General features: G+C 62.0%; 12 protein-coding genes. 6 read left to right on the top strand and 6 right to left on the bottom strand.

Annotated elements, in window-relative coordinates; translation table 11 throughout:
- Window positions 1–194: 194 nt before the first annotated feature.
- Window positions 195–713 (top strand): Hcp family type VI secretion system effector, encoded by a 519-nt coding sequence (locus CD58_RS10055; protein ID WP_025212884.1) that lies wholly within the window; start codon window positions 195–197, stop codon window positions 711–713.
- Between the two features lie 197 nt (window positions 714–910).
- Here the strand turns inward: CD58_RS10055 and CD58_RS10050 are convergent, their stop codons facing one another.
- The 6 genes from CD58_RS10050 to CD58_RS10025 form a co-directional block, all read right to left on the bottom strand.
- Entirely contained in the window at window positions 911–1111 is a 201-nt protein-coding gene (locus tag CD58_RS10050; protein WP_025212883.1) for a hypothetical protein, read from the bottom strand.
- Between the two features lie 32 nt (window positions 1112–1143).
- Window positions 1144–1386: a hypothetical protein gene (locus CD58_RS10045; RefSeq protein WP_025212882.1), complete on the bottom strand. Its 243-nt coding sequence runs from the start codon at window positions 1384–1386 to the stop codon at window positions 1144–1146.
- A gap of 65 nt (window positions 1387–1451) precedes the next feature.
- The gene (locus tag CD58_RS10040) at window positions 1452–2522 is read right to left on the bottom strand and encodes a lipocalin-like domain-containing protein (RefSeq protein WP_025212881.1); all 1071 of its coding nucleotides are present in this window, start codon (window positions 2520–2522) and stop codon (window positions 1452–1454) included.
- A complete protein-coding gene (locus CD58_RS10035; RefSeq protein WP_025212880.1) occupies window positions 2512–4983 on the bottom strand; it encodes an ABC transporter permease in 2472 nt (823 codons plus the stop codon). The genes CD58_RS10040 and CD58_RS10035 overlap by 11 nt, the downstream gene beginning before the upstream one ends.
- Window positions 4980–5648 carry an ABC transporter ATP-binding protein gene (locus CD58_RS10030; RefSeq protein WP_025212879.1) on the bottom strand — a complete coding sequence of 223 codons (669 nt, stop codon included), beginning with the start codon at window positions 5646–5648 and terminating at the stop codon, window positions 4980–4982. Before CD58_RS10030 ends, CD58_RS10035 begins: the two co-directional genes overlap by 4 nt.
- Before the next feature lie 127 nt (window positions 5649–5775).
- Entirely contained in the window at window positions 5776–7473 is a 1698-nt protein-coding gene (locus tag CD58_RS10025) for a sulfatase-like hydrolase/transferase (RefSeq protein WP_025212878.1), read from the bottom strand.
- Between the two features lie 377 nt (window positions 7474–7850).
- Between CD58_RS10025 and CD58_RS10020 the strand changes: the two genes are divergently transcribed.
- From CD58_RS10020 to CD58_RS10000, 5 genes are read left to right on the top strand one after another with little or no spacing between them, the layout of a single operon-like run.
- Window positions 7851–9215, top strand: coding sequence for a UDP-glucose dehydrogenase family protein (locus CD58_RS10020; RefSeq protein WP_025212877.1), 1365 nt, complete (start codon window positions 7851–7853; stop codon window positions 9213–9215).
- Window positions 9212–10270 carry an NAD-dependent epimerase gene (locus tag CD58_RS10015; protein ID WP_025212876.1) on the top strand — a complete coding sequence of 353 codons (1059 nt, stop codon included), beginning with the start codon at window positions 9212–9214 and terminating at the stop codon, window positions 10268–10270. The genes CD58_RS10020 and CD58_RS10015 overlap by 4 nt, the downstream gene beginning before the upstream one ends.
- On the top strand, window positions 10267–11013 hold the full coding sequence (locus CD58_RS10010; RefSeq protein WP_025212875.1) for a sugar transferase: 747 nt from the start codon (window positions 10267–10269) through the stop codon (window positions 11011–11013). The genes CD58_RS10015 and CD58_RS10010 overlap by 4 nt, the downstream gene beginning before the upstream one ends.
- Complete coding sequence (locus CD58_RS10005) at window positions 11014–11658, top strand: CpsD/CapB family tyrosine-protein kinase (RefSeq protein ID WP_025212874.1); 645 nt, start codon at window positions 11014–11016, stop codon at window positions 11656–11658.
- Between the two features lie 20 nt (window positions 11659–11678).
- Entirely contained in the window at window positions 11679–12704 is a 1026-nt protein-coding gene (locus CD58_RS10000) for a polysaccharide biosynthesis/export family protein (RefSeq protein ID WP_025212873.1), read from the top strand.
- The last annotated feature ends 10 nt before the right edge of the window (window positions 12705–12714 follow it).

Raw genomic sequence — 12714 nt, 5'->3', positions numbered from 1 at the left:
CTATAGGATGCACAGCACTGGGCGGTCTCTTACGCGCATTCCGCTCCGCTCAACACAGCGGCCTACAAAGCAAAAATATAACCGTTTGATTTATATGTATTTTTATTAAGTGGCATAGCTCTTGATAACCGTCAGGCCACCTCGGGACGATTCCCGTCCCAGGCCCTTAAGTTATCCAGGAAGGAGAGCATCCATTGGCTACCCCCGCTTACATATCCATCGAAGGCACCAAGCAAGGCCTGATCACTGCTGGCGCGTTTACAGCCGACTCAGTCGGCAATACTTACCAAGAAGGTCATGAAGACCAGGTCATGGTGCAAGGCTTCGAGCACCAGGTAATGATCCCGCGCGACCCTCAGTCGGGTCAGCCAACCGGTCAACGCATACACAAGCCTTTGATCATCACCAAAGTATTCGACAAGGCTTCGCCACTGTTGCTGGCCGCCCTGACCAGCGGCGAACGCCTGACCAAAGTCGAAATCCAGTGGTACCGCACTTCGGCTGCCGGAACCCAGGAGCACTACTACACCACGACACTGGAGGACGCGCTCATCGTCGAGATAAAGGACTTCATGCTCAATTGCCAGGATCCCGCGAACGCGCATTTCACCCATCTGGAAGATGTGCACTTCACTTATCGCAAGATCACCTGGACCCACGAAGTCAGCGGCACCTCGGGTTCCGATGACTGGCGTTCACTGGTCGTCAGTTAATTCGAGAGCATCTGTCAATGCACCGGCCAGGTCTGCTGGCCGATGTGCATTGAAGTAAACGGGGATATTGCCCCTGAGAGGTGTTCGCCCAGTGCGACGGCCTCGGCATTCCATGCACTGGTAAAGAGCCTGACACTGGGCGAACGGCACAATACTAGTGGAACTTGCAGGATATTTCCGCGAGCCCATTTAAATAATTATTCATCCTGCGTCGAAATGATCGACGACTGACGCCGCCCGGCTTTTTGCGCATCGGTCTCTCCCGCCTCGGAGTCCCCCTGCTGCTGTTTGCGCCTGGCCGGATCGTTAGGGCGCAGGGCGTCGTTGTCGCGTTCCACTTCGCCAGGCATCGCCGGCTCGTCAGGGTTGTGCGGCGTTTGATCGGAACGGTGGTTCATGACGAGCTCCTTTGGGTTTTCAAGCCTGGCGATCAGGCATCAGGGTCGGCGAGTTCTTCAGCGACATTGGCATCCGGGGAACGCTGGTGCAGTTGCTCGGCCTTGGCCTTCAGCGCCTGCCACTGCGCCAGATCAATAGCCCCCTGGCCGAACAGATCATCGTTCATCCGCATCAACTCGCTGAAGTGAGCATCGGGTGACTGTTGCCAATAGGCCTGGTCGTTGAACAACCGCTGCCAATCGGCCAGCGACGGAGGTTTGAGGTCATCGCTCATGACGGGCTCCTGCGAGGCATTCATAAGGTATGAGGGCTGACGTTAGCGGGGAGTTCCGGCGATTCTCAGTAGCCGGTCATTTCCAGGTAGCCGTTGCCAATGTGGCTGCCGCTCAACCGCACCGGCCCTTCCCAATAGGGAATACGCAGGTTCATCCAGGCGTTGGGGTTCAAGGCCTGGGTGGTGACGTCGAGCTGCTTGCCGGGGATCTTGATCGACCAGCGCACCGGCATCGACCGATCGGCGACCTTGGCGGTGTCCAGTGGCACCAAGCTGATCTCCCCCGCGTGCAGGGTTTGCGCCTGGCCCTGGGCATCGATCCAAGTGCCCGTCAGGTACGGTTCACCCGCCTTGTGGCGCATGCGATAGAGCATCACGTGCTCACCGCTGTCCAGGTGCAGGGAGAACCAATCCCACCCGGTCTGGTTTGCCGTCAGGGGCTGGCTGCTCCATTCGCGGTCAAGCCAGGCCGGGCCGCTGACCGAGTAACGTTGGCCATCGATCTCCAGTTGACCGCTGGCCTGGAAGAACGGCTGGCTGTAGTAGTACGACGCCTGGCCCTGTTCGGATTTCTGGCTGAAACCGTGATCGCCCTGCAACACCAGCGGGCGAGTCGACGTGAGCCGCAGCGCATAGTTGAAGTGCGGGGCCCGGGCCTGCAGTTGCATATCCGCCAGAGGATCGACGCCTGACGCTTGAGTGCCGAAGCGCCAGTCGTCGATCCACGCCTCGAAGGGTGTCGCATGCACCCCGGCCTGCCCCACGCCACCCCGTGCGTAACGCTCGGCGGCATGGTGGACAGTGGCGGACGTAACGGCGGCGTGGCCGAGCCAGATCGTCTGGTTGCGCCAGCCGCTGGCCTGGGGAGCCGCGTTCAAGGCGCTGCGAAACAGCGTCCATTGCACACCGAACTCACGCCCTTCGGCATCCTTGAGGTTGGCGGTGACGTACCACCACTCGATGCGAAAGCCCTCATGAAGCCCGTGGTCAGCAGGAAAGCTGAACACCCGGCCGGGCACCACCGGTGTGAATGCCACAGCCTGATCGCCGAGGCCGGCAAAGCCCTTTTGCGCCGACGGAGAGTCATCACAACCGCTGAGCAACGCCAGCACCATCAGGCCGACTCTAATCTTCATGGGCAAAGGTTCTCAGCAAATCCGCCGGCTGCGTGCGGTACAACGCATACAGCGGCCAGGCCGATGCCAGTAGCGTGGCGAGCATCGCCAGGGCCAGCAACTGCGCCAGCTGCAACGGGAACACCCGCAACGGCAGGCGCCAACCGAAAGCCTGCACGTTGATCACCGCGTCCAGGCACCAGGCCAGGGCGATGCCCAACGGCAAGGCCAATATCAGGGTCAGCAGCGCCAACAGCCAGGTCTGGCCAAGGTTGAGCAGCATCAGTTGCCGGCGCGTTACCCCCAGCGCCCACAACGGCGCCAACTGCCCGAGGCGACTCTGGCTTTGGGTCAGCAGGCTGATGAACAACGCCACCCCGGCCACCGCCAGGGTCAAGCTGTTAAGGGCGGCGGTGGCGGCAAAGGTGCGTTCGAACACCTGGGTCGACCAGCCCTTGAGCCGGGCCTGATCGACGATGCGACTGTCGTCCAGGCTGAACCGGCTTTGCAACGCCGTCAGCATCGAAGCCATCGCGGACGGCTCGATACGCAGGTTAAAGCGATTCGGCGTCAGGTCCGGCCAGTGCGCCAGCAAATGATCGGCATTGACCAGCACATGGCCCTTGGGGTTGCCATAGTCGGCATAGATCCCGACGACCCGCGGCGTCCACGGCCCGGTGGGTGTCGGGATAGTCAACGGGTCGCCAATCCTCACCTTGAGGCGCCGGGCCAGCTGTTCGCTGAGCATCAGCGTGTCGGCGTGGGTGAGTTGTGCCCAAGGTTCGTCACTGGCCGATTCCAACAGCGGCCAATGCTGGCGATAGTGGGGATGATCGATGATGCCGTGGATATCCGCCGGCCAACCCTGCAACGGGATCGATACCTGCCAGATGGGCACGACGGCAGTGATCGCTGGTTGCTGCTTGAGCCAGGCGTGCAACTCCACCGCCTGGGCCGGGGTTTGCGGATTGATGTACAACTCGGCGCTCAGCCGTTGTTCGAGCCAGTTGCTGAAGGTCTGGCGGAAGCCTGCAGTCATGCTGCCAGCACCGATATTGGCCGCCAGCGCCAGCAACAAAGCCATCAGCGCCAGGCTCAATGCCGGCAGTTGCTGGCGGCAATCGGCGAGAAACCATTGCCCGAGCACCGAACGGCTGCGGCGCACCAGCAAGTTCAGCACGCGATTGAGCAACACCGGCAAGGCCAGCGCCGCCCCCAGCAACAAGGTGCTCATCAAGACAAAACCGCTGGCCAGGCTGTCGCCCCAGATCAACGCCGACACGGCGATCAGCGCCGCCAGTGTCGCCACCCAGCCCTGGCGTCGCAACCAGCGCGCATGGGCCTGATGCCAGGCCTGGGGATTGGCCAACGCCAACAAGGGCAGGCGCGCGGCCCGCAGCAAGCTGTCGGCCCCGGCCAACAACGCACCCAGCAGGCTCAAGCCTACGCCACTGAGCCACCACCACGGGCTGAGGTTCAGATGCCCAACCACCTCAGCACCGTACAAGCCCCGCAGGCTCGCCGCGACATCGGGTAACAACAGGCTCGCCAGCCAATAGCCGCTGAGCACCCCGGCGATCCCGCCCAGCAAGGCCAGCGCGCCCAATTCAAGGGCCAGGCAGGTGATCAACACCCGGGCACTGATGCCACAGGCCCGCAAGGTTCGCAGCAGACTGCGGCGCTGTTCCAGGGCCAGGCCGATAGCCGCGTGAACGATGAACAACCCCACTACGAAGGAGAGAAACCCCAAGGCGTCGAGGTTCAGGTGAAAGCTTTCGGTCAGGCGCGACAGGTTGTTTTCTTCATCGGCGCGCTTGAATTGCAGCCGACCGTTGAACGCCTCCGGCAACGCCGCAGAGGACGTGGCGGGCAACAGCAGTCGTGACAGCTGGTCCGGCAGCGCGAGTACCTGTTGGGCAAAACCGATGTCCATCAACAATACGCCCGGCGCCATGTCCGCCTGGGCGTGCAGCGGCGGCAGGGATTGCCCATCGACAGTTTGAGGCCGGTCACCCTCGCCCATCCCCAAGGCTTGCAAGGTTTGTGGAGCGATCCAGGTGCGGCCAGGATCGCTAAAAAACTCCACCACCTCGGTGATCTCTCGCGCCTGCCCCGCCAGCGCCGTACCGGGGGGCAGCGACACCGGGTCGATGCCCATCAGTTGCAGGCGCTGGTCTTCATGCCCCTTGAGCATCACCCGCGCCTGCACCACCGGCGACACCGGCCAGCCTTGGCGCCGCAGGTCGACAAACCATTGCTGAGGGAAGGTGCCGCCGCCGGGTGCACTGAGGCTGGCCTGGGGTTCACCGCCGATAAGCTGGCTGGCCCGGGCGTAGCTGTCCCGGGCCTGACTGTTCAGCGCCTGCACGCCGGTGAGCAGGCTGGTGGCGAGCCAGAGCCCGGTCAGCACACTGAAGAACTGCACCGGGTGTTGGCGCCAATGGCTGAGCAGCGCCTTGAGGGTCTGGCGAAAGATCATCACCCCTGGGCCACCTGCGCCAGGCGCCCATGGTGCAACGCCACGCGATGGGCCAGGCGCGCCGCCACCCGTGGACTGTGGGTAACCATCAGCAGGCTCGTGGAGCTGCCGTCCAGCAACTCCAACAACAGCTGCAACACCTCGTCGCTGGTGGCTTCGTCGAGGCTGCCGGTGGGTTCATCAGCCAGCAACAACGGCGGCCGCGAAGCCAGAGCCCGCCCCAGCGCCACCCGTTGCTGCTGTCCGCCGGAAAGCTGTTCGGGATAACGTTGCAGCAAGTCTTTCAGCCCGAGCCGCCGCACCAGATGGGCCTGCCAGACAGGGTCATAGCGGCCGCACAGCCGCGCCTGGAATGCCAAGTTGTCCTCCACCGGCAAGCTGCTGATGAGGTTGAACTGCTGGAACACCAGGCCGATTTCGGTACGTCGCCAGTTCGCCAACTGGCTTTCGCTCATGCCGTCGAGTCGATACTCGCCGCTGCGAATGCTGCCGCGATCGACCTTGTCCAGCCCCGCGACCAGATGCAGGAGCGTGCTCTTGCCACTGCCCGACTCCCCCATCAGCGCCAGGCTGCTGCCCGGCTTCAGCCTGAGGTCGACGCCCTGCAGTACCGGCAACGGGCCTTGCGGCGTGGTGTAGCTTTTGAAGACGTCGTGGACCTCAAGCATGGTAAAGCTCGACAGATAAGCGAGGGAGTCAGGATAGCGGAGGTTGAAGCGCAGTGAGAGCCCTTGGGGGAAGTTACGCGTGAGCGCATCGCGCCCACGCGGGTTCGCGGGTTCGCGGGTTCGCGGGTTAATGCCCCGCCGTCATTTCAGCCTGCCCGGCTGGCGGTGTCACGATGCTGCCCAGATCAATGTGTTTCCACGCCGGCTTGGCCCCCAGCCGTGCGTTGAAACGGTAGTTGAAGGTGAAGTCATCATCGGTCGGTTGACTTAAGGATTTGCCATAGGCCGCTTCGACCCCGGCCGGGTCATACCCCATCAGCTGCAACAGCGTCGGGAAGATGTTGTAGTGGCTCGAGCGGTCCTTGTTTTGCGCCCAAGCATCGCGCCAATCGAGGGTGCGCAGTTGACTGCCCTGGATCACCACCAACGGCACCAATCCCTCTTCCGCCACCGGGTTACCGTCGCAGTGGGTGTTGAGCCCGGGGTTGCCGCGCTCGTGCAGGTCCTGGCCGTGGTCGGAGGTGTAGATCAGCACAGCGTTGCTCAGATTGGCCTGCTGAAAAATCCGCTTGAAGAACTCACCGATGTTCCACAGCAAGGTGTTCTGGTAGGCGTTGCGGTACAACAACCAATCATCGTTCTGCCCATTGAAGCCGTCGCGGCTGCCGGTATCGGTCACTTCCTGGAACTGCCCGCGCGGCAAGGCCGGGCGGTAGTTCATGAAATCATCGGGGTATTTGTCGTGTACCGGGAAATGCGCCCCCACCTTGTTGATCACCACCAGTTCGGCCCGGTGGTCGCCCAGCAGTTCGATCAACTTCGCCGCCGCCGCCATGTCGCGGTCGCGCACGCTGACCTGGTCGAATTGGACGAATTCGTCGATGTCCTGTTTTTCCAGTTTGGTCATCAGGTTCTGCAGGTTGCCGCCGGTGCGTTGGGCGTCGATGTAGACAGTACGCAAGCCGGCCTTCCTGGCGTACTGCCAGATCGACGGCAAGGTACTGTTGATGCGCACGTAGTCGGCGCGAGTGCCACCGTAACGCAGGGTGACGTTGGTGTCGGCGCTGCAGTTGGCGATGGAGGCCGCGTAGCCGAAATTAAAAATGTCCACGCCGTCGGGCGGCGTCTTCAGCCCGGTGTAGACGCCGGACGGCGTATTGATATCCAGATAATTGCCAGCGATGCTTTCATCGATGATCAGCACAATGTCATGCTCGATCGCCGACGTTCGCCTTGCCAGCCTGACCGGCTCCCGGGGGCCGATGGTGTTGTGCAAGGACTCGTAGGCAAAGAGATTCAAATAGGCCAACGGCGTGTACATCACCGGCAGGCCGCGCGCGCCCTCGCCCGCCCGCACGAACAGCACGCCACTGAGCAACACCACGCCCAGTATGGGTGCGAGCACCGGCAGATAACCGGGCACTCGCAGCGTCCGCCGAGGCTTGAGGGCGATGCCGAACAATAGCAACAAGCCGCCGATCACCGCACTGACGATCACCTCGCGATACTGATAGGCCGCTTCCTGGATGAACCCTCCCGAGTACACCAGCGAGACGAACTGGCTGTAGGTCAGGTAACTGTCCGTGACCTGGGTGTACACCTCGAAAAAAACCGCTGAAACAAACAGCGCCAAGGCAAACACATGCCTCACCATCGTCTGGCGTATGTAGGCGCACATCCACAGCGCCACCACCAACCACACGAACATGGCGCCGAACAGCAAGGTTGCCAAGCCCAGGCCCAACGCATCGAGACGGTCGAGGTAATAGGCGTACCCCTTGAGCAGGTACAAAAACAGCAGCAATTCCTTGAGGTAGCGGGCCATGTTTTCCTCGACCGGATCGCGGTATCGAAAGCGCTTCGTTCCTGCACGTTAGCAGCCGCTTTTCAAAGCGCAAGAAACACCCCCTCTTAACCATGCGTCAAAAAAAAGTTACCCCAAAAACGACACGAAAACAGGTAACAAAATATGAAAATCTATGGATATATACCGTTCATCGCTTTGTTAAATAGCCTGCACACCCCGTAAAACAAACACTTCTCTAACTCAGTCAATGACTTGATATCAAAAGGCCCGATTTCACTTGAATTGCCAACACTGACAACTGTCATTTTGCTGACACGCTTTTCTGAAGGCTGCGCTATACCCCTCTAAACAGTTTCATCCGAGTTACATCAAACGGTTTATGAGGCGCGCCAAGAATGGACGTGAGCGTATTTGGAACGGGGTATGTGGGATTGATCCAAGCCGCCGCGATGGCCGATGTCGGGCACCGCGTCTTGTGCATCGACATCGACCCCAACAAGATCCGGCAACTGCAGCAAGCGGTCCCGACCATCAGCGAACCGGGACTGTCCGCGTTGCTCGAAGACACCATCAAGGCCGGGCGGTTGTTGTTCAGTTCCCAAGCCAGCGACGCGGTCAACCACGGTGAACTGATCTTCATAGCCGTCGGCACCCCCGCCGATGAAGACGGCTCGGCCGACCTGAGCCATGTACTGGCAGTCACTCGGCAAATCGCCGACTTCATGGACAGCGATCGCACCCTGATCATCAAGTCCACGGTGCCAGTGGGCACGGCCGACAAAGTCGCCGAATGCGCGCGCCAGGTCCTTGAACGCCGGGGCTTGAAAAAACTCACCGTACGCGTCGTGTCCAACCCCGAATTTCTCAAGGAAGGCAGCGCCCTGGCCGACTGCATGCGCCCGGACCGGATCATCGTCGGCACCGCCGACCCGCTGGCCCGCGACCAGATGACGGAGCTCTACGCGCCCTTTTGCCGCAACCACGAAAAACTGATGTTCATGGACAACCGCAGCGCGGAACTGACCAAGTACGCCGCCAATGCGATGCTCGCCACCCGCATCAGCTTCATGAACGAACTGGCTAACCTCACCGAACGCTTGGGCGCTGACATCGAAGCGGTGCGCAAGGGCATCGGCTCGGACCCGCGCATTGGCTATCACTTCATCTACCCCGGTTGCGGCTTTGGCGGTTCATGCTTTCCCAAGGACCTGCGCGCCCTGCTCCACACCGCCGAACAAAGCGGCATGCCACTGCGCTTGCTGCGCAGTGTCACCGACGTCAACGACAGCCAGCGACACATCCTGTTCGGGAAACTGGCGCTGCAATTCCCTGATGGCCTGGCCGGCAAGTCGATTGCCATCTGGGGCCTGGCCTTCAAGCCCAACACCGACGACATGCGCGAAGCGCCCAGCCGCTACCTGATGGAAGCGCTGTGGCGCGAAGGCGCCCGGGTCCAGGCCTATGACCCCGAAGCCATGTCCGAATGCCGCCGTCTCTATGGCTATCGCAAAGACCTGAATCTGTGCGCCACCCGCGACGACACCCTGGAAGATGCTGACGCCTTGGTGATCTGCACCGAGTGGAAGAACTTCCGTGTGGTGGACTTCGAACTGCTGGCCAGCAAACTGCGCGCCCGGGTCATCATCGATGGCCGCAACCTGTACAACCCCGAACACCTGGCCGCCGCCGGGCTGTTGTATCGCGGCATCGGCCTGCGGCACACCGTGCCGAGCCTGCCAACCCAAGGGCCGCAAGCGTGAATATCCTGGTGACCGGCGCGGCCGGTTTCATCGGCGCCCATTGCGTGCTGCGACTGCTGCGCGACGGGCATCGGGTGTGCGGGCTGGACAATTTCAACGACTACTACGACCCGCAGCTCAAGCACGACCGCGTGGCCTGGGTGAAAGACCAGGCTGGCGAGTTCCCCCTGGCCCGGATCGACCTCACCGACGCATCGGCCATCGATGAACTGTTCCAAACCCGCCGCCCAGAGGTGGTGATTCACCTCGCCGCCCAGGCCGGGGTGCGTTACTCCCTGGAGAACCCGCGGGCCTATGTCGACAGCAACCTCACCGGGTTCCTGAACATCCTGGAAAGCTGCCGCCGGTATCCGGTCAAGCACCTGATCTACGCCTCCTCCAGCTCCGTCTACGGCGCCAACTCGCGCACACCGTATTCGGTGCAGGACAACGTGGACCATCCCCTGTCGCTGTACGCGGCAAGCAAAAAAGCCAATGAGTTGATGGCCCACAGTTACAGCCATCTGTTCGGTATCCCTTGCACCGGCCTGCGGTTCTTTACGGTGTACGGCCCTTGGGGCCGGCCGGATATGTCGCCGATCCAATTTGCCCGAGCCATTGCTGAAGACCGTGTGCTGCAGTTGTTCAACCATGGCGAGCACCAGCGCGATTTCACTTACATCGACGACATCATCGAAAGCATCGCCCGGCTGATCGAACAACCGCCCCACGTCACGCCGCTGCGGGATCACGAACAACCGGACCCCGCCACCAGCCGTGCGCCCTGGCGGGTCTACAACATCGGCGGCCAGCATCCGGTGGCACTGCGCACCTACGTGGCGCTGCTGGAGAAACACCTGGGCCGCACCGCCCGCATCGAGCTGCTGCCGCTGCAAGCGGGGGATGTGCTCAATACCTGCGCCGACGCCAGCGACCTGGCACGGGCCACCGGTTTCCGGCCCGGCATCGCGCTGGACGACGGTCTGGGCCGCTTCGTCCAGTGGTTCCTCGATTACTACGCATTTCCCATCGCCCACGCGCCGTTCACGGCTGAACTTCAGCGGAGGAACCTATGACCCGCCATGAGCAAGACATTCCGATTGATACCCGCGGACGCGACAAACGTGTCGACCCCGACCACCGCAGGCGCCTGGACGCCGCCATCCACCGACAAGGTCGTGGCTGGCTGACCGGTCGCGACGGCGGTCGGCCCTGGACCGTCTCACGCACCAACCGGGTGGTGGCCTGCCTCGGCGCACTGGCGATCCTGGTGATGCTCTGCCCGCTGCTGCTGGGCCTGGCCCTATTGGTCAAGTTCTCCAGCCCCGGCCCGGTGCTGTTCGTGCAGAAGCGTACCGGTTACCGAGGCCGGGTTTTCGGCATGTACAAGTTCCGCACCATGGTCGCCAACGCCGAAGCCCTCAAGGAGTCGCTGCGCCACCTCAACAAGCACGGCGCCGATGCCATCGACTTCAAGATCGACAACGACCCACGCATTACTCCCATCGGCCGGTTCCTGCGACGCAGCAGCCTCGACGAACTGCCGAACCTGATCAATGTAGTGACCGGCGACATGCGCCTGGTGGGCCCGCGGCCGACCTCGTTCAACGCCTATCGCTACAAGGACAACCATCTTGTGCGCCTGAGCATTTACCCCGGCCTGACCGGCCTGTGGCAGATCTCCGGGCGCAGCAATATCGACTTCGACCAGCGCGTGGAATTGGACCTCAGCTACATCGCTGAACAAAGCCTGTTGTTGGATTTGAAGATCCTGATGATTACCCCCTTCAAAGTTTTCAGCGGCCACGGAGCGAGTTAAATGGACGGCTCAACGAACATCCTCACCATTGCAAGCCCGAGCGAGACCAATCTGACCTCGACCGTGCTCGACCCTTCCCTGCGGATCCTGCTTCTGACGGCCGCCAACACCGGTACCGGGACCAGCACCAGCGCCATGGCGCTGGCCGCTCAACTGGCGCAGATGAGCAGCGGTCGTGTGCTGCTGGTGGACGCCAGCCAGTCACCGCACAACCTCAGCCAGCAACTGGCGTTGCACAAGGAGCGCGGCTTCAGCGACCTGTTGTTCAACAGCGTGTCGCCGCCCTTGTTGCAGGACTGCGTAGTGCAGTCCTCCAGCCTGCCCTTCGATGTGCTGCCCCACGGCCGTCTCGGGCGCAATGCCGAACATTTGAGTCCCGAGCGTCTGCGCCCGTTGTTCAAGCAACTGGCGATGCAGTACCGCTTCGTGGTGATCGACGCTGACGCGGTGTACTCGGCCTTCGACACCCTGGTCATGAGTACCCAGGCGGACGGCGTGGTGCTGGTGGTACGCGGTGAAGACACCCGCTGGGAAGTGGCCCAGGCCGCCCGCCAGCGCCTGTCCCAAGCAGGCGCGAAAGTGGTCGGCAGCGTGTTCAACCGCCGCAAGTACTACATGCCCAAGTGGCTCTACAACAACCTGTAAGCCTGCAAAAGGATGACGAGATGAACGCCAAAATGCTTGTCCTGCTGTTGCTGCCGCTTGCCGGTTGCTCCAGTACCAGCGACACCCGCTCGATGCCGGTGCAGATCCTCACGGCTGCGCCGGCCAATGCCCAGGCCACTGACATGCCCAAGGTCGAACAGACCCTGAGGCCGCAGGATGTGCTGGATGTGATTTTTCACATCGACACCACCTCTTCCCAGGCTTACCGCGTGCAGCCGGGCGACCAGGTTGCCCTGAACTTCACCGCCGCCAGCCAACTCAACGGCACGCAACAGGTGATGCCCGACGGCAGTATCGAACTGCCGGGCGCCAACACCTCGGTGAAAGTCTCCGGCCTGACCACCGACGAGGCGCGCCTGGCAGTGCAGCGTGCCTACAACCAGAAGATGCTGTTCCAGCCCAATCGCAACCAATTGACCGTCATGGTGACCAGCCCGCTGTCCGGCGAGACGAGCCTGCGCAACACCCTGACCCACCCGGCCACCGGCATGAGCCGGGAAATCATCGTGGGCCGGGATGGCTACGCCAGCTTCCCGGAAATCGGTGCCGTACCGTTGCAAGGCATGACCGTCACCCAACTGGAAACCTTCCTCAACGAGCGCTATGCCCAACTGCCCGGCCACATGACGGTAGACGTGCTGCTCAAGTCCACCGGCGGCAACGAGATCTATGTCCTCGGTGAAGTGGCCCAACCCGGTTCCTACCCGATCCGCCGGCCGATCTCCGTTCTCGAGGCGCTAACCCTGGCCCGGGGCACAAACGTCAAGGCAAGGCTCGACTCGGTGGTGATCATGCGTCGCAACGGCAATCAGGTTGAAGCCCGCCACTACGACGTGGAGAAGGCCCTGAGCGGAGACGCCTCGCAGATCGCCTACCTGCAACCGGAAGACATGCTTTTCGTGCCCAAGACCGGCCTGGCCAAAGCCGGTGAAATGGCTCGGCAACTGGCCGACGTGGTGTTGTTCCAGGGCGTTGGCGTCAGCTTCGGCTACGACCTCGACAACAATAGCAGCGGCAGCAACTGACCCAGGTGAC

This window comes from Pseudomonas brassicacearum, from assembly GCF_000585995.1.
GTDB classification, from domain to species: Bacteria; Pseudomonadota; Gammaproteobacteria; order Pseudomonadales; family Pseudomonadaceae; genus Aquipseudomonas; species Aquipseudomonas brassicacearum_A.
The sequence above is the reverse complement of the archived record's forward strand: the minus strand, read 5'-3'. Positions and strand labels throughout refer to the sequence as shown.

What these genes read in the sequence shown, in the direction of transcription:
- CD58_RS10050 (WP_025212883.1), bottom strand. Translation starts at nt 1,111, where the DNA reads ATGAACCACCGTTCCGATCAAACGCCGCACAACCCTGACGAGCCGGCG.
- CD58_RS10045 (WP_025212882.1), bottom strand. Translation starts at nt 1,386, where the DNA reads ATGAGCGATGACCTCAAACCTCCGTCGCTGGCCGATTGGCAGCGGTTG.
- CD58_RS10040 (WP_025212881.1), bottom strand. Translation starts at nt 2,522, where the DNA reads ATGAAGATTAGAGTCGGCCTGATGGTGCTGGCGTTGCTCAGCGGTTGT.
- CD58_RS10030 (WP_025212879.1), bottom strand. Translation starts at nt 5,648, where the DNA reads ATGCTTGAGGTCCACGACGTCTTCAAAAGCTACACCACGCCGCAAGGC.
- CD58_RS10025 (WP_025212878.1), bottom strand. Translation starts at nt 7,473, where the DNA reads ATGGCCCGCTACCTCAAGGAATTGCTGCTGTTTTTGTACCTGCTCAAG.
- CD58_RS10020 (WP_025212877.1), top strand. Translation starts at nt 7,851, where the DNA reads ATGGACGTGAGCGTATTTGGAACGGGGTATGTGGGATTGATCCAAGCC.
- CD58_RS10010 (WP_025212875.1), top strand. Translation starts at nt 10,267, where the DNA reads ATGACCCGCCATGAGCAAGACATTCCGATTGATACCCGCGGACGCGAC.
- CD58_RS10005 (WP_025212874.1), top strand. Translation starts at nt 11,014, where the DNA reads ATGGACGGCTCAACGAACATCCTCACCATTGCAAGCCCGAGCGAGACC.
- CD58_RS10000 (WP_025212873.1), top strand. Translation starts at nt 11,679, where the DNA reads ATGAACGCCAAAATGCTTGTCCTGCTGTTGCTGCCGCTTGCCGGTTGC.